Raw genomic sequence first — 23,256 nt, 5'->3', positions numbered from 1 at the left:
AAGCGGCGTTCATCAGCTGTCTCGCTTCCGGCGGGCAAGGAACGCCCGGATGGCCCGCGCCCCGGCATCCGTGTCCTGCGGACGGTGGTTTCCGCCCACCTGCAGGTGTTCCGCGCCGGTGGATACCAGGAATTCCGCCACTTCCTCGTACAGCGGTTCCCAACCTCCGGTGAGGACCAGTGTGGGAACACCGGGAACAATGTCCAGCGGTGCGTCCCACTCCGGGGCGGCATCTGAGTGCGGCTGCAGCAGCGCCCGGTGCGCTGTGGTGACGGGCAGGTCCCGGGTCAGGGAGAACACCGCCGGCTCACACAGGACCAGGGAAAAAACCTTGCCCGGGTAACGCAGTGCGGCCAGCATGGCCGGAACCGCACCGGTTGAGTGCGCCACCAGGTGCCCGCCCTCGCCCAGTTCTCCGCGGATGAGGGCAATATCTGCCTCCAGGTCCGGCGGCACCGGCCCGGCGGCAGCGCCGTAGCCGTGGCGCCGGAGGAACAAGGCGTCATAGTCCAGGGCGAGCCCGTGCTGTTTGGGCCAGGCGGCCGCACCGAAGCTGCCGGCTCCGTGCACAAAAACCACTCGTTGCCGAAGCATGGGACTCCCGTTCTCCACGGCCAGCCGCGGGTTAAAGCACACACCGCCGGACAAGTGTCCGGCGGTGTGCGGCTGTTCAGGTGCAGAGCTTACTTGCCGAGGAACTTATCGAAGCCCTTGGGCAGGTTCAACGACGCCGGGTCGAAGTCCGCGTCCTGGGCCCCGAAGGCGCTGCCGGTCGGAAGCGCCTTGCGGGCACCGGCGGCCCGCGCCTCTGCTTCCGCCCGTTCCTGGGCGGCCTTGGCCGGGTTGCCGGACTTGGCCTTCTTTTTGCCCTTGGCTGCCTGCTGCTTCTTGCGGGCACCGCCGAAGCCGCCCGGGCCTGCCATACCCGGCATGCCGGGGATGCCGCCGCCGGCAGCCATCTTCTTCATCATCTTCTGGGCCTGGACAAAACGTTCCAGCAGGCCGTTGACCTCGGAGACGTGCACGCCGGAGCCGCGGGCAATGCGGGCGCGGCGGGAGCCGTTGATGATCTTCGGGGCCACGCGCTCGTGCGGAGTCATGGAGCGGACAATGGCTTCGACCCGGTCGATCTCGCGTTCGTCGAAGTTCTCCAGCTGCTCACGCATGCCGGCGGCACCGGGCATCATCATGAGCATCTTCTTCATGGAACCCATTTTGCGGATCTGCTGCATCTGGGCGAGGAAGTCGTCCAGGGTGAAGTCTTCCTGGTCGGCGAACTTCTTCGCCATCCGGTTGGCTTCATCCTTGTCCCAGCTCTGCTCCGCCTGCTCGATGAGCGTCAGGACGTCGCCGAGGTCCAGGATGCGGCTGGCCATGCGGTCCGGGTGGAAGATCTCGAAGTCCGTCAGGGCCTCGCCGGTGGAGGCGAACATGATCGGCTTGCCGGTCACCGAGGCCACGGACAGCGCGGCACCGCCGCGGGCATCGCCGTCGAGCTTGGTCAGGACAACGCCGGTGAAGTTCACGCCCTCGTTGAAGGCCTGGGCCGTGTTCACGGCGTCCTGGCCAATCATGGCGTCAATCACGAAGAGGACTTCGTCCGGGTTGATGGCGGCGCGGATGTCCGCGGCCTGCTGCATCAGTTCGGCGTCCACGCCCAGGCGGCCGGCGGTGTCTACGATAACGACGTCGTGCAGCTTGGTGCGGGCTTCCTGGATGCCCTGGCGGGCCACGGCTACGGGATCACCGGTGGCGGCCTCGAACTCGGAGGACACGCCGGGGTGCGGTGCGTAGACCGGCACGCCGGCGCGTTCGCCGTTGACCTGGAGCTGGCGGACGGCGTTGGGCCGCTGCAGGTCCGCTGCGACCAGCAGCGGGCTGTGGCCCTGGGACTTCAGGTGCTTGGAAAGCTTGCCGGCGAGGGTGGTCTTACCGGCACCCTGGAGGCCTGCGAGCATAATGACCGTGGGCGGGTTCTTCGCCAGGCGCAGGCGCCGCGTTTCACCGCCGAGGATAGCTTTGAGCTCTTCGTTGACGATCTTGACGACCTGCTGGCCCGGATTCAGGGCCTGGGAAACTTCGGACCCGAGGGCACGTTCCTTGACAGTGGCGGTGAACGCACGCACCACGGGAACGGCGACGTCGGCGTCCAGGAGGGCGCGGCGAATCTCGCGCACGGTGGCGTCGACGTCGGCCTCGGTGAGCCGGCCCTTGCCGCGCAGGTTTTTGAAGGTTGAAGTCAACCGGTCAGACAGTGAATTAAACACGTGCCGCGCACTTCTTTCGTCAGTTTCTTCGCCTTGTTTGCCAGGCCCAGCTGTTAAGGGTACCAAGCCGCTCCGCCTATTTGCCTCCCCTGCCCTACCTCCGCGGCCGCGGCGGTGGGACGCTGGAGTCATGGCCGATCCCCAGCGTGTGCGGACCCTTCTCATCCTTGGCGGCACCGGAGACCTTGCCGAGCGCCTGCTGCTGCCCGGCCTTGCGCGGGTGGTCAGCCGCGGACGCGCGCCCGGGCTGACCGTTATCGGGTCCGGGTCCCGGGAATGGACCCGGGAGCAGTGGCAGGACCGCATGCGGGCATGCTTCGCCCAAGCCTCCGAAGCTGCCGATGAATCCGCCGCCGAGTATCTGGCCGACACGGTGGAACGCGGCCGGTACCTGCAGCTGGACCTGTCCAAGGGCGCCGAGCTGGCAGATCGGATCCGGGACCTGGAGCCTCCCCTGGCCGTCTATTTCGCGCTGCCTCCTGCCCTGGCGGTGCAGGCCGTGGGGAAACTGCAGGCCGGCGACCTGCCGCCGGACACCCGGCTGGTGCTGGAAAAGCCTTTCGGCAGCGATCAGGCGTCCGCCGTTGCTTTGAACGAGGCCCTCGCCCGGCTGGTTCCCGAAGAGAATATTTTCCGGGTGGACCATTTCCTGGGCATGACCACGGTCATGGACATCCTGGGCCTGCGGTTCACCAACCGCCTGCTGGAACCGGCGTGGAGCAACCTGCACATCGAGAAGATGGAGATCGTTTTCGACGAGCAGCTGGGCTTGGAAGGGCGGGCGAAGTACTACGACTCCGCCGGAGCCCTGAAGGACATGATCCAGAGCCACCTGCTTCACATCATGGCGTTTATGGCCATCGAGGCACCGGCCACCCTCGGCGAGCGCGACCTGCGCGATCTGGTGGCGGCTACGCTGCGCGCCTCCGTCGCCGACCCGGCCACCAGCCGCCGTGCCCGGTACACCGCCGGCAGCGTGGACGGACGGGAGATCGAGGCTTATGCGGACTCCCCCGGTGTTGATCCCTCCCGCGGCACCGAGACCCTGGCCGAGGTGGACATCCGGATCAACAATGACCGCTGGGCCGGGGTTCCGTTTATCCTCCGCTCCGGCAAGGCCATGAGCCGTGCCCGCAAGGAGGTGCTGGTGACGTTCCGGCCGGTCAGCCACCTGCCGGAGGGGTTCACGGGGATCACCGACCTGCCTTCGCGGCTGCGGATTTCCTTCGGCCCGGCGGAAATTGAGCTGGAACTGAACATCAACGGACCGCAGAGCGTGTTCCGGCTTGAACGCACGGGCTTGAAGGGACCCACCCACGTGTCGCACCTGACCCCGTACGGCGAGGTGATCGAATCGGTGCTCAACGGCGATCCGTTGCTTTCGGTCCGTGCCGACATAGCCGCTGAGTGCTGGCGGATCGTGGATCCGGTGCTGCAGGCATGGGCCTCCGACGAGGTCCCGATGGAGTCCTACCCTGCCGGAACACAGGGACCGCCCGGCTGGAATACCAGCCGGGCGGACCTGTAGGGAGTAGCTAGAGTGCACTGTCCCCGCGTTCGCCGGTACGCACCCGCAGCGCCTCTTCCACGTTGACTACCCACACCTTGCCGTCGCCGGCCCGGCCGGTGTTGGCGGTGGAAACCAGCACATCAACAATGTCATTGACCCATTCATTGGCCACCAGCACCTCCACCCGTACCTTGGGCAGCAGGTCCACGGTGTACTCCGCACCCCGGTAGACCTCGGTGTGCCCGCGCTGGCGGCCGTAGCCGTTCGCGGAACTGACGGTTAGTCCCTGCACCCCGTAGCTTTCCAGGCTGCCCCGGACGGCGTCGAGCTTCTCGGGCCGGACAATAGCGGTTACGAGTTTCATGAGTTGACCGTCTCCTTGGTGGTGGTGCGTGCCGTATCCGGGAAGGGCGTGAAAGCGCCGCCCGTGCCGAGCCCGTCGAATTCATAGGCCGTTTCGGCGTGTTCGCTCAGGTCCACGCCGTTGATCTCGTCTTCTTCGGAGATCCGGAAGCCCATGGTCTTGTGGATCGCCAGGCCAATGACCAGGGTCACCACGGCCGAGAAGACGATGGTGATCAGGGCTGCGGCCAACTGCGCGCCGAGCTGCCCGAGACCGCCGCCGTAGAACAGGCCGCCGCCGGCGCCGTCGGCCGGCAGGGCGATGAAGCCCAAGGCGAGGGTGCCCACGAGACCGGCTACCAGGTGGACGCCTACGACGTCGAGGGAGTCGTCATAGCCGAACCGGTACTTCAGGCCGATCGCCAGGGCGGAAAGGACACCGGCAACCACACCCAGTCCCACCGCGGCCAGCGGGCTGACGTTGGCGCAGGCCGGGGTGATGGCCACCAGGCCGGCGACGACGCCGGAAGCGGCTCCCAGCGAGGTGGCCCGGCCGTCGCGGATCCGTTCGGTCAGCAGCCAGCCGAGCATGGCGGCGGCGGGGGCGGCGAGCGTGTTGATCCAGATGAGGCCCGCCTCTTCAGCAGTACCGGCGGCGCCGCCGTTGAATCCGAACCAGCCGAACCAGAGCAGGGTGGCGCCCAGCATCACGAAGGGGATGTTGTGCGGACGCTGGCTGGGGTCCTTGCCGAAGCCCTTGCGCTTGCCGATGATCAGGGCAAGGACCAGTCCGGCCGCGCCGGCGTTGATGTGGACCACGGTGCCGCCGGCGAAGTCGATGGCCTCGCCCACCACGGAACCCACCGCGCCGTCGGCGCCGAGCAGTCCGCCGCCCCAGACCATAAAGGCCAGCGGGCAGTAGACCAGGGTCACCCAGATCGGGACGAAGACCGCCCATGCACCGAACTTGGTGCGGTCCGCAACGGCCCCGCTGATCAGGGCCACGGTGATGATGGCAAACGTTGCCCCGTATCCGGCGGTGATGAGGTCTTCGCTGCCCAGGATGTCTTCCAGGCCGAAGGAGGTGAAGGGGTTGCCGAACAGTCCGGCGATGCCGTCCCCGCCGGTCATGGAGAAGCCCCAGAGCACCCAGACCACACCGATGAGTCCGATGGATACAAAGCTCATCATCATCATGTTCAGAGCGGCCTTGGCGCGGGTCATGCCGCCGTAGAAGAACGCCACCCCCGGTGTCATAAGCAGCACCAGAGCTGCCGAAACCATTACCCAGACGTGACCTGCTGACAGATCCATCTTCACGTCCCTTCGCGTTTGGCGGGCATCTCCCGCACCATGAACTTTGCCGGGGCCAGATTTCCGGCCGGGCGTGGGGGTGTTGCCGTGAGGTTACAAACACGCAGGTCCGGTAAAAGGGCGGTGACGGGGAGGTTTCCATTGCGTTTCCGGGTACGCAAAAGCCCCGCCTCCCTTGCCGGGAGACGGGGCTTTGAGCTGCGGCGGGTACTAGCCCAGCAGGGCGTCCACGAAGCTTTCGGCTTCGAACGGGGCGAGGTCGTCCGCGCCTTCACCCAGTCCCACGAGCTTCACCGGCACACCCAGGGTGCGCTGGATGGCGACGACGATTCCGCCCTTGGCGGTGCCGTCCAGCTTGGTCAGCACAATGCCGGAAATGTTGACCACGTCGGCGAAGACCTTCGCCTGGGTCAGGCCGTTCTGGCCCGTGGTGGCGTCCAGCACCAGCAGGACCTCGTCCACGGCGGCCTGCTTTTCGATGACCCGCTTGACCTTGCCGAGCTCATCCATCAGGCCGACCTTGTTCTGCAGGCGCCCGGCCGTGTCGATCAGGACCACGTCCGCTTCGCCGTCGATGCCGGCCTTGACCGCTTCAAACGCCACCGACGCCGGGTCGGCGCCGTCAATCTCGGAACGCACGGTGGGCACGCCCACGCGCTGGCCCCAGGTGGCCAGCTGCTCGGCTGCGGCTGCACGGAAGGTATCCGCGGCGCCCAGCACCACGTCCTTGTCTTCGGCCACCAGGACGCGGGCCAGCTTGCCCACCGTGGTGGTCTTGCCGACGCCGTTGACGCCCACCACCATCACGACGGCGGGGGTCTCGGCGTGCCGGGTAACAGCCAGCGAGCGGTCCATAGACGGATCCACCAGTTTGATCAGTTCCTCGCGCAGCATTGCGTGGACTTCCTGCGGGTCCTGGCTGCCGGAAACCTTGACGCGTGCGCGCAGGGCATCCACCAGTTCCATGGTGGGTTCGGTGCCGAGGTCCGCGAGGAGCAGGGTTTCTTCGATTTCATCCCATACGTCTTCGTCAATACGGTCGCTGGAAAGCAGTGCCAGCAGTGCCTTGCCCAGTGCGTTGTTGGACTTGGCCAGACGGGCCCGGAGCCGGGCCAGACGGCCCTGGACGGGTTCGGGCGTCTCGACGGTTGGTGCCTGCGGGGCGGGGGCTTCCTCCAGGTCGCGGAGATCGTCGGGAACAACGACGCCGGTCTCACCCGGCGGTGCATCAAGCGTGTCAGTGCCGGCACCGGATCCGGTGACCGGGTCGTTGGCGTCGCGGCGGGTGGGGTACATGCTCTTGGGGGTGCGCCGGGTCCGTACCAGCAGCGCAGCGACAGAGCCGACCACAGCCAAGGCGACAAGGACGTAGATCACTATCGATAGGGTCTCATTCACGCTTCCAAGCTTCTCACAGACGGCTCTTTGACTGTCCGAAGATCTGAGAGAATCGCCTTATCATGGTGCGCCCTCCCCGAATCCGAATCCCGCAGGAAATCCAAGTCCTGATCGCCGCTGCCTTCGTCATTGCCCTCGGCTTTGGCCTGGTGGCTCCGGTCCTTCCGCAGTTTGCCCTGAGTTTCGACGTCGGCGTGACTGCGTCCTCAGTGATCGTCAGCGCGTTCGCGTTCACCCGGCTGGTGTTCGCCCCGGCCGGCGGGGTGCTGCTGGAAAAACTCGGTGAACGCCCGGTGTACATCGCCGGGCTGCTGATCGTGGCCCTGTCCACCGCTGCCTGCGCCTTCGCGCAGTCTTACTGGCAGCTGCTGGTCTTCCGCGGCCTGGGCGGCATTGGGTCCACCATGTTCACCATCTCCGCCATGGCCCTGATCATCCGGCTCGCTCCCCCGGAGGTACGCGGCCGGGTCTCCAGCGCCTACGCCTCGTCCTTCCTGCTGGGCAACATCGGCGGGCCGCTGCTCGGCGGGCTGCTGGCCGGTTTCGGGCTGCGGATCCCGTTCCTGGTCTATGCCGCCGCCCTGGTCCTGGCCGCCGGCGTGGTGTTCCTGCGGCTCAAAGACACCCGTCCGGTGGCCGGTGCCGAGGAGAATGCCGCCCCGAAGCTGCCGGTGCTCACGGTCCGGGAAGCACTGAAGGACTCCGCCTACCGGGGCGCCCTTGCCTCATCCTTCGCCAACGGGTGGTCTTCCTTCGGCGTCCGCAACGCGCTGGTGCCGCTGTTCGCGGCCGCGGCCCTGTCCGCGGGCCCGGAAGTGGCCGGCATATCGCTGACCGCCTTCGCTGCGGGCACCGCCGTCGTACTGACCTTCTCCGGCCGGCTGGCCGACAGCTGGGGGCGCCGGCCGATGATCCTGCTCGGACTGGCCATCAATGCGGTGGCCACCGCACTGATCGGCTTCAGTTCCAGCGTTCCGGAATTCCTGATCATTTCCGCCATAGCCGGCATGGGCACCGGCCTGCTGAACCCCGCCCAGCAGGCCGCCGTGGGCGACATCATCGGCAACGGGCGCAGCGGCGGCAAGGTGCTGGCCACCTTCCAGATGGCCAGCGACACCGGTGCCATTGCCGGCCCCGTGCTGGCCGGTATGCTGGCGGACCGCCTGGGCTACTCCTGGGCGTTCGGAGTGACCGGGGGCATTATGGCGCTGGGCTTCGTGGCGTGGCTGGCCGCGCGGGAAACCCTGCCCGCCCGGAAAGCGGCCCCGGCCAGCACTACCATCGAGGAATGAAGCCTTTCCTGCTCCTGGCCACCCGGGCCGAAGACGACGCCGCCGATGAGGAATATGCCTCCTTCCTGCGCTTCGGCGGGCTGGGCGAGGAGCAGCTGCACCGGGTACGCCTGGAGTCCGGCCCCATGCCGCCGGTGGACCTGGCCGACTACAGCGGTGTGATTGTGGGCGGCGGCCCGTTCAATTCCAGTGATCCGGAAGAATCCAAGTCCGCCGTGCAGCTGCGGGTCGAGGCCGAGATGGCCGCGCTGCTGGACGAGGTTGCGGGGCGGGACTTCCCGTTCTTCGGCGCCTGCTACGGCGTGGGCACCTTGGGCCGGCACCAGGGCGCCGTGGTGGACCGCACGTACGGCGAGCCCGTGGGGCCGGTGGAGATTGCGCTGACGCCGGCCGGCCGGGCGGATCCCTTGCTGGAGGGCATCCCGGAGACCTTCGCGGCCTATGTCGGCCACAAGGAGGCAGTGGCGCAGCTGCCTCCGAACGCGGTGAGCCTTGCCGGCTCGGCCACGTGCCCGGTGCAGATGTTCCGGGTCCGGACCAACCTGTACGCCACCCAGTTCCATCCCGAGCTGGACGTGGCCGGGCTGCTGACGCGGATCTCGGTGTACCGGAACGCAGGATATTTCCCGCCGGAGGAAGCAGAGACCGTGATGGATGCCGTGCGGGGCTCGGCAGTACACGTGCCGCCGCGCATCCTGGCGAACTTCACCGCACGGTACGCCCGCTAGGGGTTATCCCCGTCCTGCCCGGGCGTCCCGCGCTCGATGCGCTGGCTGATCACGGTGGACACGCCGTCGCCGCGCATAGTCACCCCGTACAGTGCGTCCGCCACCTCCATGGTGCGTTTCTGGTGCGTGATCACAATGAGCTGGCTGGACTCGCGCAGTTCCTCGAAGATGGTGATCAGCCGGCCCAGGTTCGTGTCATCCAAGGCTGCCTCCACCTCGTCCATCACGTAGAACGGCGAGGGCCGGGCCTTGAAGATTGCCACCAGGAGCGCGACGGCGGTCAGGGACCGTTCCCCGCCGGAGAGCAGGGACAGCCGCTTGATTTTCTTCCCCGCAGGACGGGCATGGACCTCAATGCCGGTGGTGAGCATGTTGTCCGGGTCGGTGAGCACCAGCCGGCCTTCGCCGCCGGGAAACAGCCGCGCGAACACATGCGTGAACTGCTCGGCGGTGTCCCGGTAGGCGGCCGTAAACACTTCCTCCACCCGGCGGTCAACGTCGGCAATGATGTCCAGCAGGTCCTTGCGGGTGGCTTTGAGGTCTTCCAGCTGGGTGGAAAGGAACTGGTGGCGTTCCTCCAGTGCCGCGAATTCCTCCAGTGCCAGCGGGTTCACCTTGCCCAGTGCGGCCAGATCGCGTTCAGCGCGCTTCAGGCGTTTTTCCTGCTCGGCCCGGACGTACGGGATGCCCTCCATCAGGGGGTTGCCGTCCTCGTCCACGGGGGTGTGCAGGGCGGCCCACTTGTCCGCACCCTTCCCCTCCGCAGCATCGGCCGGCACCGGAACCGGCTGGTCCGGTCCGAAGTTGGCCACCAGGTGCTCGGCCGTCATGCCCAGCTCCTCCAGCGCCCGGGCCTCGAGCGTCTCGATCCGCAGCCGTTGCTGGGCCCTGGCCAGCTCGTCCCGGTGTACGGAGTCGGTGAGCCGTGCCAGCTCCGCGGCGGCGTCGTTGTTCGCGCTGCGGACTGCTGCCAGTTCGGTTTCGCGGGCCGCCCGGGATTCTTCGGCCCGGTCCCGTTCCGCGGCGGCCAGCACCAGGGACACCTGCAGGTGCGCCAGCGCCGCATCCGCGCCAGCCGCCACGGCAACGGCGCGTTCCCGCTGCACTGCGCGGCGGCGGGCCCGCTCCGCTGCGGCTTCCCGTGCCCGCCGCTCGGCGACGGCGGAGCGTTCCAGCGCCTCGGCACGCCCGGCAACTGCCTTGAGCTGCTCTTCGGCCGAGCGCAGGCCCAAGCGGGCGTCCATTTCCGCCTGCCGTGCGGCGGAGGCTGCGAGCGCCAGCGCATCCCGCTGTCCGGCGGAGGGTTCTTCCTCGGTGGCGTTGTCCTCTCCTGCCGCCGCCAGACGTTCGGTCACTGCCGCGAGCTTTTCTTCTTCCGCGGCGGCGTTGGCGTCCGCTGCAGCCACCAGTCCGGCCAGGCGCTCGGCTTCTCCGGCTGCAGCACGCACGGCTGAGCCCAAGGTGCCCAACTGTTCGGCGGTGGCTGCCAGCCGTGCGTCGGATTCATGCAGGGCGGCCAGCGCGGCCTCTGCACGGGTTCGCGCTGCTGCCACCCGGGCGGCGGCGGACCCGATCCCTGCCCCTGCTTCCTCCGCCCTGGTGCGTGCAGCCTGCAGCCGGGCGTCAGTTTCATCCACCGCAGCCTGGATTTCGAGCAGGCCGGGGGCCGTGGCCGAGCCGCCCCGGGCACTGTAGGCACTCAGCACGTCGCCGTCGGCGGTAATGACCCGGGCAGCGGGATCCGCCGCGAGCAGGGCGGCGGCAGCCGACAGGCTATCCACCGCTACGGCGTCAGCCAGCAGGACATTCAGGGCCGCCTGCACCTGGTCCTCGGCACTGATCAGGGACAGCACCGGCACGGCGCCGGGAGGCAGCACGGCCTGCCTTGCCGGGACCACGGCGCCCGGAGCGTTTTCCCCGGCGGGACCCGACCCGGCAAGAAGCAGATCCGTCTGCCCCTCCCCCGTGTCCTTGAGGTACTGCAGCGCCCGGACGGCGGCGTCGAGGTCCGCTACGGCCACGGCCTCGGCAGCTGTGCCGAGGGCAGCGGCAACGGTGCGTTCAAAGCCGGGCTTAACACTGACCGACAAAGGTGCCAGCACCCCGGGCAGCCCGGCGTCCCGCAGTGCTGTGCTGCCGTCACGGCGGTCCAGTCCGACGGCGAGCGCTTCGCGGCGCGCTGTCAGGGTTTCCGTCTCGCGGACGGCTTCACGCTCGGCAACCTGCACCTGCTCCAGGGCCGCCGCTGCGTCGTCGAGGTCTGCCTGCGCCGCTTCGAACTCTGCGTCGAGGTCCGCTTCCCCGGCTTCGGCACCGGCAGCGGTTCCTTCCAGCCGGCCAAAGGCTTCCTGCGCTTTGGCGCGCCGCTCTTCGGCTGCCGCGATGGAAGTCCGCAGGCGTCCGGCCTCGGCGCGCGCGGAGGCCAGGCGGGAGCGGGCTGCTTCCACCTGGCCGGCCAGCCGCGCCTGCCCTTCACGCCGGTCCGCTGCGGCCCGGAGCAGGGCTGCGTAGCGCCGCTCTTCGGCGGTTGCGTCCTCTTCAGCCGCTTCGCGGATCTCCACGGCGTCTTCCAGCCGGACCCGCAGGTCCTCGATGTCCGCTTCCAGGGCGGCGGCTTCGGCGCGCACCCGGTCCGCCGAGGCCTGCAGCTGTTCAGGGTCCCGGCCGGTGCCGGCAACGGGTTCAGCCGTCCCCAGCAGCCGGGCACGTTCGGCAGCGAGGGCGGCAAGGGAACGGAACCTCTCCTGCAGGGAGGACAGCTCGTACCAGGTGTCCCGTGCTGCATTCAGTTCCGGAGCTGCCCGGGCTGCCAGCGCCTCCAGCTCGGCCTGGCGTTCCCGGCTTGCGGCGACGGCGGCTTCCACCGCCACGCGGCGGGCCTTGAGGGCGGATTCGTCTGCGGCTTCCTTCTCGTAGGCAGCAGTGAGGGTGGCCAGGTCATCGGCGAGCAGCCGGGAGCGGGCGTCCCGGACGTCCTGCTGCACCGTCTTGGCGCGGCGGGCGACGGCGGCCTGTTTGCCCAGCGGCCCCAACTGGCGGCGCAGTTCGGCCGTGAGGTCGGTGACGCGGGCCAGGTTCGCGGCCATGGCATCCAGCTTGCGGAGGGTTTTCTCCTTGCGCCGGCGGTGCTTGAGGATGCCGGCGGCTTCCTCAATGAAACCGCGGCGCTCCTCTGGAGTGGCATGCAGCACCTTGTCGAGCTGGCCCTGGCCCACTATGACATGCATCTCACGGCCCAGCCCCGAGTCCGAGAGCAGTTCCTGGATGTCCAGGAGCCGGCAGGGGCTGCCGTTGATGGCGTACTCGGAGCCGCCGGCCCGGAAGAGCGTGCGGGAAATGGTGACTTCGGAGTATTCGATCGGCAGGGCGCCGTCGGCGTTGTCGATGGTCAGGGACACCTGGGCCCGGCCCAGCGGCGCCCGGCCGGAGGTGCCGGCGAAGATGACGTCCTCCATCTTCCCGCCGCGCAGTGTCTTGGCTCCCTGTTCGCCCATCACCCAGGCCAGGGCGTCCACCACGTTGGACTTCCCGGACCCGTTGGGGCCCACCACGGCGGTGACGCCGGGTTCGAACTCGAAGGTGGTGGCCGATGCGAAGGACTTGAATCCTCGCATGGTCAGGGTTTTCAGGTGCACGGGGGTTAATCTTTCCTGCCGGGGTTGATTCCCTAAATCTACGCGGTTAGCGTCAAAATTCCGCTCTACTCGGAGAGCGTAATCCGGCATTTCCCTGCTGATTCGCCGCGCCGGAAAGTAGGCTTCTAAAAGAGTCATATGATTTTAGGGCGTGGATGCAGGCTTCACGGCGGCCGCCAGCGCGATAGTTTCAGCAGCAGACAAGGCAGGCATTTTGACCGGGAACTTCAACTTCCAGCACTCCAATTCGGCCATCCTCAGCGTGAACAGCGTCGAAGCTCCGATGGTTATGAGTTCAAGTGAATTCGACCAGCGGCTTGAGCCATCGCTCAAGCGGCTGCGTCTCTCCAAACGCCTGCTGGAACGGGTTGCCGGCGTCAGCGAGCGGCGCTGGTGGGCCCCTGGAACAGGGTTCGACGACGGCGCCATCGAGGCGGGCGCCAAGGCCCTCGCCGAGGCGGGGATCGAGGCCTCCGAGATAGGCTTGCTGATCAACACCTCGGTGACCCGCCGCAACCTTGAGCCTTCCGTTGCGGTGAAGATCCACAACGGGCTGGGCCTGCCTTCTTCCGCCATGAACTTCGACCTGGCCAATGCCTGCCTCGGCTTCGTGAACGGCATCACGCTGGCGTCCAACATGATCGACTCGGGGCAGATCAACTACGCCCTGATTGTTGCCGGCGAAGATTCCCAGGGCGTGCAGGAGGCCACGTTCGACCGGCTGAACGCCCCGGACTCCACCCGCCAGGACTACCTGCGGGAATTCGCCACCCTGACGTTGGGCTCCGGTGCCGCGGCCGCCGTGATCGGCCGCGCCGACAAACACCCCGGTTCGCACCGCATCCTCGGCGGTGTCTCCCGTGCAGGCACCCAGCACCATGAGCTGTGCGTGGGCGGCGTGGACGGCATGTACACCGACACCAAGGGCCTGCTGGACGGCGGCCTGGAACTGGTAGTCGACGGCTGGAATGAAGCGCAGGAAAACGGCTGGAACTGGAGCGGCATGGACCGCTATGTCACCCACCAGGTGTCCAACTCCTACACCAACGCCATCATCAAGGCCGTGGACCTGGACCGTTCCAAGGTGCCGATCACGTTCCCGACCTGGGGCAACGTGGGCCCGGCGTCGCTGCCGATGACCCTGGCGCAGGAGTCCAAGACCCTCAACCCCGGGGACCGTGTGCTGTGCATGGGAGTGGGGTCCGGCCTGAACACCACCATGATGGAGATTGCGTGGTAGAGGAGCTTTGGCCCGGCGTTTCCCCCGCCTGGTCCTCGTTTGTCCGCGTACCCTCAACCGCCGCCGTCGACCGGCCCGGCACCGTACACAAGTGGCATGTGCTGGACAACGGTCCTGATCTGGCCGCCGCCGGCGTCGAACCGGAAGGCACGCTGCTGTGCGTCCACGGCAACCCCACCTGGTCCTACCTCTGGCGCAGCATGCTGGCCGCCGGCGCAACGGCGCAGAAGCCGTGGCGGGTAGTGGCCGTCGACCAGTTGGACATGGGCTTTTCCCAGCGGACGGGCACCTTCCGCCGCCTTGAGGACCGGATCACCGACCTTGGCAACCTGACAGACGCGCTGGGCATCAGCGGCCAGGTGGTCACCGCCGGACACGACTGGGGCGGCGTCATTTCCCTGGGCTGGGCACTGCGGCACCGCCGCCAGCTTGCCGGCGTAGTGCTGACCAACACCGCCGTGCACCCGGCAGGTTTCTCCCTGCCGCCGGCCTTGAAACTGGCCCTGCACCCGGCCGTCCACCCGTGGGGAACCCGGAGCACCGACGCGTTCATCCGCGTCACCCATGCCCTGGCCCAGCCGGCGCTGTCCGCCGACGTGAAGAACGCTTTCGCCCTGCCGTACCGCAGCGCGGCCCGCCGGGAAGGCGTAGCCAACTTCGTGGCAGACATTCCGGCCGACGAAACGCATCCGAGCTGGCGCACCCTGAACACTGTGGCCGACGGCATCCGCCGTCTCAACGTTCCCTCCCTGGTGCTCTGGGGACCCAAGGACCCGGTGTTCTCCGACCGGTACCTGCGCGACCTGCTGGAGCGGCTGCCGGCTTCTTCGGTGCACCGCTTCGAGGGCGCCGGTCATCTGCTGCACGAAGACGTGGACATTGCCTCACCGGTGTTCTCCTGGCTGCGGACTGCCGTGGAGGCCCCGGCCGACACCTCGCTGCGGCGCAGCGAGCCCTTCCGGCCCATGCTCGCCGAACTCGACGAGCGCGCCGACGACACGAGCGCCGCCGTCGTCGATATGGCCCCGCTGGGGGCAGCAGGCACGGATGCACAGCCGCGCACACTGTCCTGGGCCGAGCTGGCCGAGCGGGTCAACGCCCTGGCCGCCGGACTGGCCGCCGCCGGGGTGCGCCCCGGCACCCGGGTGAACCTGCTGGTACCGCCGGGCATTGAACTGACCTCGCTGATCTACGCCTGCCTGCGCCTGAACGCCGTGATTGTGGTGGCCGACGCCGGTCTGGGCACCAAGGGGCTGGGGCGCGCCATCAAGGGCGCCGGTCCCGCGTTCCTTATCGGAATCGACCGTGCGCTCATCGGAGCGCGGGCGCTGGGCTGGCCCGGCACGCGGATCAGCGTCACAGAACTGGCCCCGGCCCGTAAACGGCTGCTGGGCGTCAAGCATTCGGTGGCCGAGCTCATTGCCGGTGGCAGCACAGCCGAGGTGCCGTGGTTCCCCGCGGAACCGGACGCCGATGCCGCTGTCCTCTTCACATCCGGGTCCACCGGTCCGGCCAAGGGTGTGGTGTACACCCACCGCCAGCTTGCCGCCATGCGCGATGCGATCAAGGACACCTACAACCTGCGCGCCGGCACCTCACTGGTGGCAGGCTTCGCGCCGTTTGCCCTGCTGGGTCCGGCCCTGGGCGCCACGTCGGTGACTCCGGACATGGATGTAACCTCCCCGCGTACGCTGACCGCTTCGGCCCTTGCCGACGCCGCAGTGGCCGTGAATGCCACCACCGTTTTCGCCTCCCCCGCCGCGCTGACCAATGTGACAGCAACTTCCGGAGAGCTGGACGCCGCGCAGCGGACAGCGCTGGGACAGGTGGACCTGCTGCTTTCGGCCGGCGCCCCCATTGGCGAGCAACTGCTGGCCATGGTCCAGGACCTGGTGCCCAACGCGTCGCTGCACACGCCTTACGGTATGACCGAGGCGCTGCCGGTGACGGACATCAGCCTGGCGGGCATCCGTGCTGCGGGCTCCGGCAACGGCGTCTGTGTTGGCACCCCGGTGTCCCGTGCCGAGGTGGCCATTGCCGAGGTGTTCCCCGATGGTTCGGTGGGCAGCGACCCGCTGACCACGGCGAACCGTACCGGCGAAATCCTTGTCCGTGCCCCGCATGTGAAGGACCGGTATGACAGGCTCTGGATTACCGAGCGCCACAGTTCTTCGATTACCGGCTGGCACCGCACCGGCGACGTCGGCCACCTCGACGGGGACGGACGGCTGTGGGTGGAGGGCCGCCTGGGGCACATCCTCACCACCGCAGAGGGCGTCCGCACGCCGGTAGCCGCTGAGCAGGCTGCCGAGTCGGTCGACGGCGTGGGCCGGGTGGCCGTGGTCGGCGTCGGACCGGCCGGGGCCCAGGTCCCTGTTGCCGTACTGGAAACCTCGCCGCCGGTCCGGCGGGCTGGAACGGCCGCTGCGGATCTGTCCGCCAAGGTCCGGTCACAGGTACTGGAGCTGTGCGGCATTGACCTCGCCGCGGTGCTGGTGCTGCCGGCGATGCCCACCGACATCCGGCACAACTCCAAGATCGACCGAACCGCGCTGGCCGGCTGGGCCTCGCAGCTGCTGGCCGGGGGGCCGGTGCCAAAGCTTGGAAAGCAGAGCAAGCACGGCAAGGGCGGCCCCGCGGTTCCTGCTTCTGCGGACGCTGACGGTTCCTCAGCCGGTACCGCCGGCGGCTCCGGATCGCTGCCTGTCTTTGAGGAGGCTTCCCGATGAGCACCTCCGGCAACCTGGCGCCCCGCAACGTCCTGGTGACCGGTGCCAGCGGCCTGCTTGGCGGCGCCGTCGCTGAGCTGCTTGCTGCCAAGGGACACAAGGTACGCACCCTGCAGCGCCGTCCCGGGCTGCCCGGAACGGATTTCGTGGCCGGGTCCGTGGCGGATCCCAAGGCTGCTGCCCGTGCCGTGGAGGGCATGGACGCCGTCATCCACCTTGCCGCCAAGGTGTCCTTTACGGGCGAATGGCAGGAGTTCGAAGAAACCAACATCCTCGGAACCCAGATACTGCTCAAGGCAGCCCGGGAAGCCGGGGTACGCGACGTCGTCTTCGTTTCCTCTCCGTCCGTGGCCCACTTTGGTGAACCAATTGCCGGCGCCGGCGCAGGCAAGGCCGACCCCGAAAGGGCCCGCGGTTTTTACGCCTCGTCCAAAGCCGAGGCCGAACTGCTGGCCTTGGCCGCGAACTCGGCCGAATTCCGGGTGGCAGCCATCCGGCCGCACATCGTCTGGGGCCCTGGTGACACCCAGCTGGTGGAACGGGTCATTGACCGTGCACGGTCCGGCCGACTGCCGCTGCTGGACGCCGGTGCAGCCCTGATCGACACCACGTACATCGACAACGCCGCCTCCGCGATCGTCCGGGGACTGGAACGGATGGACGCCGCCCAGGGCAAGGCGCTGGTGGTGACCAACGGCCAGCCGCGTCCTGTCGGTGAGCTGATCGCCGGGATTTGTGCCGCCGCCGGTGTAAGCGCTCCCCGCTGGAGCGTGCCCGGCGTGGCCGCCCGTAAAGCCGGCAGCGTCATCGAACGTGTATGGCTGGCCGCAGGGCGCCGCGGGCTGGTTCACGACGAGCCCCCCATGACGCGTTTCCTGGCCGAGCAGCTTTCGACGTCGCACTGGTTTGACCAGCGCGAAACCCGGGAGGTGCTGGACTGGACGCCTGAGGTGTCGATCGAAGACGGTATGGCCCGGCTTGCGCTCCATTACGGCGGCGGGGTGGCCCGGTGAGGAGTCTCGCTGCGGTTGAATCGTGGCCGGTGGACAATGTTTCCGTAGCTGTCCTCGGAGCGGACAGCGAAGTGCTGGGCACTGCCGGCGACCAAGACCGTCCGTACCGCTTGGCGTCCGTCACCAAACTGCTCAGCGCCTACACGGTCCTGATTGCCCTGGATGAGGGCGCGCTGGAACTGGACCAGCCGGCCGGCCCGGAAGGGTCAACCGTACGGCACCTGCTGGCCCATTCCGGCGGGTACGATTTTGGCGAGCGCACGGTCCGGTATACCCCCGGTACCCGGCGGCTGTATTCCAATGCCGGCTTCGAAGTGCTCGGGGAAACCCTCGAGGCGGAAACAGGGATCGGGTTTGCCGACTACATGCGTGAAGGTGTGCTGAGCCCGCTGGGCATGGCGTCCACCCGCTTGGAGGGATCCCCCGCTGCCGGAGCGGTGTCTACCGCGGCCGACCTGACCCGCTTTGCCGCGGAGCTTCAGTCCCCCACGCTGACTGATCCGGACCGGCTCGCGGAAGCGACCCATGTGGTCTTCCCGGGCTTGGCGGGGGTACTTCCCGGGTTCGGCCGGCAGAAGGAGAACGACTGGGGTCTCGGCTTTGAAATCCGCGCCCGCAAGTCTCCGCACTGGACCGGTGCCAACAGCTCCCCGAGGACATTCGGCCATTTCGGTCAGTCCGGTACCTTCCTTTGGGTAGACCCCGAAGCCCGCTCAGCAGCCGTTTGCCTCACTGACCGGGACTTCGGTCCGTGGGCTGCCGAGGTCTGGCCTCCGTTGACTGATGCGGTCCTGGCGGAGCTCGCAGACCACTAGCGCGCCGGCTAAGCCGCCCTCAGGTAGTCCACAACGCAGACTTCCAAGGTTCCGCCTGCGAAGCGCGGAGGCCCTGGATCCACGGCGGGCCCGTTCCCCATCCGGTCTTGAGGCGATCCGGGCAGCGGCGGTGCCGAGGACTGGTAGGTGTGCCCCGTTGGGGTGATGGTCTCGACCACGTGCGGCCCCGGCTGGTGAACCGGCCGGACACGCCAATCAGGTGCTTCCTTGGCCTGGTTGCATGCCTCGCACAGTCCCTGGCCATTCACGATACTGGTGACCCCGCCGTCCTTGTGCGGATGTACATGGTCGATCTGCCGGATCGGTGCCCCGCACCACGGCATGCGGCAGGTTTGGTCCCGCGCAGCGATGAAGCGGGCCATCGATTCAGGGAACAGCCGGGCACGGGTGTCCATTGCGACCAGCTGCCCGCTTGACGGATCCGCATAGAGCCGCCGGATCCAGCGTTCTGCGCTTTTGTCCCGCTTCGACTGCCCCCGCCCTGACTGGCCGGCGCCGGTGTTCCTGCTGCGTCCCCCTCCGCTGTCCTCGTCTCCGCGGCGCGTCCGGCCGTTATCCCCGTCTCTCCCGCTCCCCCGCAGCAGGTCCCTCGCCCACTGCGCAGGCACGGGACCATACCCCGGGACAAGTGCGGGCTCCGATTCTCCGCGCAACAGCGTCCGGTCCGACATGACCAGCTGCACTTCCACCTTCATCTGGCCCGCATCGGTCTGGCCGGTAATCCGCTCCACGAGGGTATCGGCCATGATCTGGCCCCGCCCCCGGGCATCCCCCGCCGCACGGAGGCGATCCGCTTCACGGGACAAGGCCGCATAAACGCCGACTCCCTGGGCCACGGGCAGCAGCCCGGTCAGGTAGGTCATGGTATCCGGAGCGGGGCGGCAGGAGACGAACCGCTCGGAGGCGGCTTTGGCTGCCCGGTTTACGGCGGCCTTCGGATCCAGCCGGTAGGCGGCGCCTCTGGCCCGGGCAATGATCTGGCGGTCACCCAGTGTTTCCAGCACGCGGGGGTCTCCGGCAACTTCTGCATCTACCCGCTGCCGGTCCTCCACACTGAGGCACGCCGTCTCCCGAACGAGCAACGTTGCCCGCCATTCGCTGATAGCGCCGGTGGTCAAGGCCTGCAAGGTGCACGGCATCTCGGACGTTAGGGCTTTGCGAAGCCCAGCAGCCGCCCGCCTCGGTTCGGAGACTCCCTGCGTGCCAACGCAATCTGTGAAGAGATCCCGCGGCCCACATCCTCACGGCGCATTCCTGCTGCGGCCTGTTTCCGGCGCTGGGAAGCATCAAACTCTGCGGCGGCCCGGGCCTGGGCGGCTGAGGCGGCGGCTTTCAGTTCCTCGAGTGCCCGTATCCGGTCGATGAGTTCGCTGTCCTCCGGTTCCGCTCCCGACACCAGGCCAGCTTGGTCAACCAGCACCTCCACCCAGCCATGCACCATGGCGCTGCCAGCTACGGCAGTGCCGGCCGGCCGGTGCTCCTGAGGCGACGAGTATTCGAACATGTATTCGATTTTAGGCGGCGGGGCAGCGGTAAAACAGGGCAGAAGTACCTGTTCCGCTACCTGTTTTTGCTCTGTTCGCGGCCACTCAGCCCGGGAGGCCGATGCTCCGATGCTAAGCCGCACATACGGATATACGCAGAACCGGACAACAGAGCCGCTAGCCTGCTGGAATGGAAACCTGGCACCGGAACCAACTGAGCATGAGCCAGGGTGAGCTTGTGCAACAGTGGCTGCCGGGGGTTCGCCTCATCCGGGATCTCTCCTGGGCCCTCTCGGACACAGCGGTACTGGAAGTCGAATCCGGGGAGCGCCGGTACGTCGTCAAAGCCGCCGGTCTTTCCAACCACCACATCGGACGCGAGATCGCGGCGCATGAATCATGGACGCGGGTATGGAGCCGGCAGAACCGTGCACCGCGGCTCGTCCGCTCGGACCTCGCCCAGACGGTCCTCGTCACGGAATATCTCGATGGATCGCTGGCGGAGGGGACCACGGCCGAGCATGACCCGGAAGTTCATCACCAGGCGGGTTCGCTGCTGCGTCAGTTCCATGATCAGACCTCGCATACCAACAAGGGCTATGAGAGCGCAGCAACGGCCAAGGCGCTGTCTTGGCTGAAACGGCCACACCGCATCGAGAAGTCCCACGTGGAAGACGCCAGGACCATCCTTGCCGCCTATTCGCCAAAGCCGGTGGCGGTGGTGCCAACCCATGGCGACTGGCAGCCGCGCAACTGGCTGCTTCATGGCGCGGAACTGAGGATCATCGATTTCGGCCGGTTTGCGTTCCGCCCGGCTGTCACGGACTTCTGCCGACTGGCAGCCAGCAATGGCGCACCCACCCGCAACTGAAGGGTGCCTTCGTGGCAGGCTACGGTGCAGGCCTCGGGGACGGCGTGCGGGAAGATGACAGCGACATGGAACTCTGGCATATGACGCTGCTGCGCGAAGCAGTCTCCACCGCGGTGTGGGCCTACCAAACCGGCGACCATGCGTTCGAGCGGCAGGGACATCGGATGCTGGCCGACGCGCTGGCCACCTTCCGCACGGATGTATTCCATGCGCACACAACAAAAGGACAATCGTGAGGATCTTCGACCCGCAGATCATCCTGTTCGTGGCCGACACGGAAGGGGCAGCACGCTTTTACGCCGCCCTCGGCTTCGTGGAGAAGTTCCGGGCAGCAGGACCGGACTCGACGCCGTTCAAAATCGAAATGTCGCTGGAAGGCTTCGAACTCGGATTGGCGTTGCCCGGACCCGCCGCCCAGGAACACAAACTCACCCCGGTGGCCAAGAGTCACCGGGCATGCCTCACCCTGTGGACCGACGACGTCGCTGCAGCCTATGCCACGGCCCTCAACGCCGGCGCAAAGGACCTTGAGGGTCCCCACCCGTTCCTGGACGGAAGGCTCCGGGTGGCGTTCGTGGAGGACCCGGACGGACATCCGCTCCAGTTCGTGGAACGTCGGTAGTGTTGGCTACCAGCGCCCGTTCCGCGGCCGCGGCTGGCACACCGGACAGCTGTATGAGGACCGGTTCATAAAGGAATCCCGGCGGATCAGCGTATTTCGCCCCAGGGAAGCGCACCGCAGGCACGGCTCCCCCTCCCGGCCGTAGGCGTTCAGGGACCGGGAGAAGTAGCCGGACGCCCCGTTGACATTCACGTACAGGGAATCGAAGCTCGTCCCGCCGGCATCAAGCGCCCGGGTCATCACGTCCTGCACCGCTTCAATCAGCCGCAGCGCGTCCGCACGGCGCATGGTGTCCGTGGGCCGGGCAAAGTGCATCCGCGCAGCCCACAGGGATTCATCCGCATAGATGTTCCCCACCCCGGACACCAGCCCCTGGTCCAGCAGGGCACGCTTGATCCCGGTCCGCCGGGCACGCAGCCGGCGGTAAAAGTCATCGAAGGAAAAGGCCGGATCCAGCGGATCTCGGGCAATGTGCGCCGCCTCTTGCGCCACCAGCGGCAGTCCGGTTTCGGAAAGGCCGCCGGGAGCGCCGTCGGGCGTCGGCACCAGGTCGGTGAGGAACACGCCGCCGAAAATCCGCTGGTCCACGAACCGCAGCTCGGAGGGCATGGCCGCACCGGCGTCGTCGACCGCCGGACTGAGCGAAAAGCGCACCTTGAGGTGCTTCTCGTCCGGCAGCGCGGAGTCTTCCATCAGCAGTTGGCCGCTCATCCCCAGATGCGCCATGAGCGCCAGAGACGGCACGCCGTCGTGATCCTCCTCGACCAGCGGAAGCCACAGGAACTTGCCGCGGCGCACGACGTCGGTGACCACGGCGCCCTCAAGGTTGCCTGCCAGGTCCTCGGGACCGGCAGCGTGGCGCCGCACGGAGCGGGCGTCCAGGATCTCGACGCCGGTGATGGTCCGGCCGCGGACCCAGGAGGCGAGTCCGCGCCGGACAACCTCGACTTCGGGAAGCTCAGGCACGGCGGAACCGCCCTAGGAACCGGCAGCCGCGGCGTCGGCTTCCCTGGAATTGATCATCTTCCAGGACGCGGCGGCAGCTTCCTGCTCCGCTTCCTTCTTGGAGTGGCCGGTACCCGTGCCGAAGGCCGTATCCCCAATATGGAGCACGGCAACGAAGCTGCGTGAGTGGTCCGGGCCGGAACCGGTGACACGGTATTCGATGTCGCCCATTTTCCGGCTCGCGGCGATCTCCTGGATGCTCGTTTTCCAGTCCGTACCGGCGCCCAGGGCATCGGCGTCGGAGAGGAGCGGTCCCACCAGCCGCATCACCATCTGGCGTGCGGTTTCAATCCCGTGGTCCAGATATACGGCGCCGATAACGGCTTCCGTGGTGTCCGCGAGGATGGAGGACTTGTCGCGTCCGTTGGTGAGCTTTTCACCCTGGCCGAGCAGGATGTATTCGCCCAGCCCCAGGTCGCGGGCAATGCCGGCCAGGGCGCGGGTACTCACGACGGCGGAGCGGCGCTTGGCCAGCTCCCCCTCGGAAAGGTCAGGATTATCCCGGTAGAGCGCATCGGTTACCGAGAACCCCAGAATGGAATCGCCAAGGAATTCGAGGCGTTCGTTCGTGGGGATGCCGCCCTGCTCGTAAGCGTAGGAGCGGTGCGTGAGCGCAAGACGAAGCGTCCCGGCGTCGATATCGACACCGAGACGCTTCATAAGCTCTTCAGTATTCTTCACTTTTTGGATACAACCCGAAAAGCAGTATTCACGGCCCTGGCAGCGGTTCCCCTAAAGGTGTGCATGGCAGGGCCGAACACTGGTCTTAGACGTCCGCGACCTTGCGGCCCTTGTATTCAAGGAACAGCGCGGTGCCGGCGGAATCGGTGACGACCTTGGCCTGGTGCGGCAGGCTATAGGTGACGCGGCCGTTCTCCACGGTCTTCACCAGGTTGGGCGCGGTCGCCTTCCACTGGGACCGGCGTGCACGTGTATTCGCGCGGGACATTTTCCGCTTCGGAACAGCCAC

At 67.5% G+C, this 23,256-nt stretch carries 21 protein-coding genes; 10 read left to right on the top strand and 11 right to left on the bottom strand.

Annotated elements, in window-relative coordinates; translation table 11 throughout:
- Nucleotides 1-12: 12 nt before the first annotated feature.
- Nucleotides 13-594 (bottom strand): alpha/beta fold hydrolase, encoded by a 582-nt coding sequence (locus tag LOC57_RS06560; protein WP_227911705.1) that lies wholly within the window; start codon nucleotides 592-594, stop codon nucleotides 13-15.
- A gap of 89 nt (nucleotides 595-683) precedes the next feature.
- A complete protein-coding gene (gene ffh / locus LOC57_RS06555; protein WP_227911706.1) occupies nucleotides 684-2,267 on the bottom strand; it encodes a signal recognition particle protein in 1,584 nt (527 codons plus the stop codon).
- A gap of 130 nt (nucleotides 2,268-2,397) precedes the next feature.
- Between ffh and LOC57_RS06550 the strand changes: the two genes are divergently transcribed.
- Nucleotides 2,398-3,795 carry a glucose-6-phosphate dehydrogenase gene (locus LOC57_RS06550; protein WP_229958804.1) on the top strand — a complete coding sequence of 466 codons (1,398 nt, stop codon included), beginning with the start codon at nucleotides 2,398-2,400 and terminating at the stop codon, nucleotides 3,793-3,795.
- 7 nt (nucleotides 3,796-3,802) lie between these two features.
- Here the strand turns inward: LOC57_RS06550 and LOC57_RS06545 are convergent, their stop codons facing one another.
- From LOC57_RS06545 to ftsY, 3 genes are all read right to left on the bottom strand, one after another.
- Complete coding sequence (locus tag LOC57_RS06545; RefSeq protein ID WP_227911708.1) at nucleotides 3,803-4,141, bottom strand: P-II family nitrogen regulator; 339 nt, start codon at nucleotides 4,139-4,141, stop codon at nucleotides 3,803-3,805.
- Nucleotides 4,138-5,433, bottom strand: a complete 1,296-nt coding sequence (locus LOC57_RS06540) for an ammonium transporter (protein WP_227926080.1) — start codon at nucleotides 5,431-5,433, stop codon at nucleotides 4,138-4,140. Before LOC57_RS06540 ends, LOC57_RS06545 begins: the two co-directional genes overlap by 4 nt.
- Nucleotides 5,434-5,643: 210 nt before the next feature.
- Nucleotides 5,644-6,831, bottom strand: coding sequence for a signal recognition particle-docking protein FtsY (ftsY, locus tag LOC57_RS06535; RefSeq protein ID WP_227911710.1), 1,188 nt, complete (start codon nucleotides 6,829-6,831; stop codon nucleotides 5,644-5,646).
- A 62-nt stretch (nucleotides 6,832-6,893) separates the two neighbouring features.
- Here ftsY and LOC57_RS06530 point away from each other — a divergent pair, with 62 nt between their 5' ends.
- Together LOC57_RS06530 and LOC57_RS06525 are read left to right on the top strand one after the other, a co-directional pair.
- The gene (locus LOC57_RS06530) at nucleotides 6,894-8,123 is read left to right on the top strand and encodes an MFS transporter (RefSeq protein WP_229958802.1); all 1,230 of its coding nucleotides are present in this window, start codon (nucleotides 6,894-6,896) and stop codon (nucleotides 8,121-8,123) included.
- Nucleotides 8,120-8,851, top strand: coding sequence for a glutamine amidotransferase (locus LOC57_RS06525; protein ID WP_229958800.1), 732 nt, complete (start codon nucleotides 8,120-8,122; stop codon nucleotides 8,849-8,851). Before LOC57_RS06530 ends, LOC57_RS06525 begins: the two co-directional genes overlap by 4 nt.
- On the opposite strand, the gene smc is transcribed toward LOC57_RS06525, so the two are convergent.
- Entirely contained in the window at nucleotides 8,848-12,486 is a 3,639-nt protein-coding gene (smc, locus tag LOC57_RS06520) for a chromosome segregation protein SMC (RefSeq protein WP_229958799.1), read from the bottom strand. The two genes, LOC57_RS06525 and smc, sit on opposite strands and share 4 nt — an antisense overlap.
- Before the next feature lie 214 nt (nucleotides 12,487-12,700).
- Between smc and LOC57_RS06515 the strand changes: the two genes are divergently transcribed.
- Genes LOC57_RS06515 through LOC57_RS06500 form a run of 4 tightly spaced genes read left to right on the top strand, consistent with a single transcriptional unit; the run spans nucleotide 12,701 to nucleotide 18,283 of the window.
- Complete coding sequence (locus LOC57_RS06515) at nucleotides 12,701-13,726, top strand: 3-oxoacyl-ACP synthase III (RefSeq protein ID WP_227911743.1); 1,026 nt, start codon at nucleotides 12,701-12,703, stop codon at nucleotides 13,724-13,726.
- Nucleotides 13,720-16,455, top strand: a complete 2,736-nt coding sequence (locus LOC57_RS06510; RefSeq protein WP_229958798.1) for an alpha/beta fold hydrolase — start codon at nucleotides 13,720-13,722, stop codon at nucleotides 16,453-16,455. The genes LOC57_RS06515 and LOC57_RS06510 overlap by 7 nt, the downstream gene beginning before the upstream one ends.
- Nucleotides 16,452-17,468 (top strand): NAD-dependent epimerase/dehydratase family protein, encoded by a 1,017-nt coding sequence (locus LOC57_RS06505; RefSeq protein ID WP_227926075.1) that lies wholly within the window; start codon nucleotides 16,452-16,454, stop codon nucleotides 17,466-17,468. Before LOC57_RS06510 ends, LOC57_RS06505 begins: the two co-directional genes overlap by 4 nt.
- Before the next feature lie 29 nt (nucleotides 17,469-17,497).
- Nucleotides 17,498-18,283, top strand: coding sequence for a serine hydrolase domain-containing protein (locus tag LOC57_RS06500; RefSeq protein WP_229958797.1), 786 nt, complete (start codon nucleotides 17,498-17,500; stop codon nucleotides 18,281-18,283).
- 8 nt (nucleotides 18,284-18,291) lie between these two features.
- Here the strand turns inward: LOC57_RS06500 and LOC57_RS06495 are convergent, their stop codons facing one another.
- Together LOC57_RS06495 and LOC57_RS06490 are read right to left on the bottom strand one after the other, a co-directional pair.
- A complete protein-coding gene (locus tag LOC57_RS06495; RefSeq protein WP_229958796.1) occupies nucleotides 18,292-19,422 on the bottom strand; it encodes an HNH endonuclease in 1,131 nt (376 codons plus the stop codon).
- A gap of 29 nt (nucleotides 19,423-19,451) precedes the next feature.
- Complete coding sequence (locus tag LOC57_RS06490; RefSeq protein WP_229958794.1) at nucleotides 19,452-19,808, bottom strand: hypothetical protein; 357 nt, start codon at nucleotides 19,806-19,808, stop codon at nucleotides 19,452-19,454.
- A gap of 170 nt (nucleotides 19,809-19,978) precedes the next feature.
- Here LOC57_RS06490 and LOC57_RS06485 point away from each other — a divergent pair, with 170 nt between their 5' ends.
- From LOC57_RS06485 to LOC57_RS06475, 3 genes are read left to right on the top strand one after another with little or no spacing between them, the layout of a single operon-like run.
- Nucleotides 19,979-20,659, top strand: coding sequence for a phosphotransferase (locus tag LOC57_RS06485; protein ID WP_229958792.1), 681 nt, complete (start codon nucleotides 19,979-19,981; stop codon nucleotides 20,657-20,659).
- A gap of 11 nt (nucleotides 20,660-20,670) precedes the next feature.
- The gene (locus LOC57_RS06480; protein ID WP_229958790.1) at nucleotides 20,671-20,895 is read left to right on the top strand and encodes a hypothetical protein; all 225 of its coding nucleotides are present in this window, start codon (nucleotides 20,671-20,673) and stop codon (nucleotides 20,893-20,895) included.
- Nucleotides 20,892-21,281, top strand: a complete 390-nt coding sequence (locus LOC57_RS06475; RefSeq protein ID WP_229958788.1) for a VOC family protein — start codon at nucleotides 20,892-20,894, stop codon at nucleotides 21,279-21,281. Before LOC57_RS06480 ends, LOC57_RS06475 begins: the two co-directional genes overlap by 4 nt.
- A gap of 6 nt (nucleotides 21,282-21,287) precedes the next feature.
- On the opposite strand, the gene mutM is transcribed toward LOC57_RS06475, so the two are convergent.
- The 3 genes from mutM to rpmF all read right to left on the bottom strand — a co-directional run bounded on the left by mutM (nucleotide 21,288) and on the right by rpmF (nucleotide 23,256).
- Entirely contained in the window at nucleotides 21,288-22,247 is a 960-nt protein-coding gene (mutM, locus tag LOC57_RS06470; protein WP_227911720.1) for a bifunctional DNA-formamidopyrimidine glycosylase/DNA-(apurinic or apyrimidinic site) lyase, read from the bottom strand.
- Between the two features lie 12 nt (nucleotides 22,248-22,259).
- The gene (rnc, locus tag LOC57_RS06465; protein WP_227911721.1) at nucleotides 22,260-22,967 is read right to left on the bottom strand and encodes a ribonuclease III; all 708 of its coding nucleotides are present in this window, start codon (nucleotides 22,965-22,967) and stop codon (nucleotides 22,260-22,262) included.
- Nucleotides 22,968-23,052: 85 nt separating this feature from the next.
- Nucleotides 23,053-23,256 carry a 50S ribosomal protein L32 gene (gene rpmF / locus LOC57_RS06460; protein WP_146364453.1) on the bottom strand — a complete coding sequence of 68 codons (204 nt, stop codon included), beginning with the start codon at nucleotides 23,254-23,256 and terminating at the stop codon, nucleotides 23,053-23,055.

Origin of the sequence: Arthrobacter sp. zg-Y750 (assembly GCF_020907365.1) — a bacterium.
Lineage (GTDB): Bacteria > Actinomycetota > Actinomycetes > Actinomycetales > Micrococcaceae > Arthrobacter_B.
The sequence above is the reverse complement of the archived record's forward strand: the minus strand, read 5'-3'. Positions and strand labels throughout refer to the sequence as shown.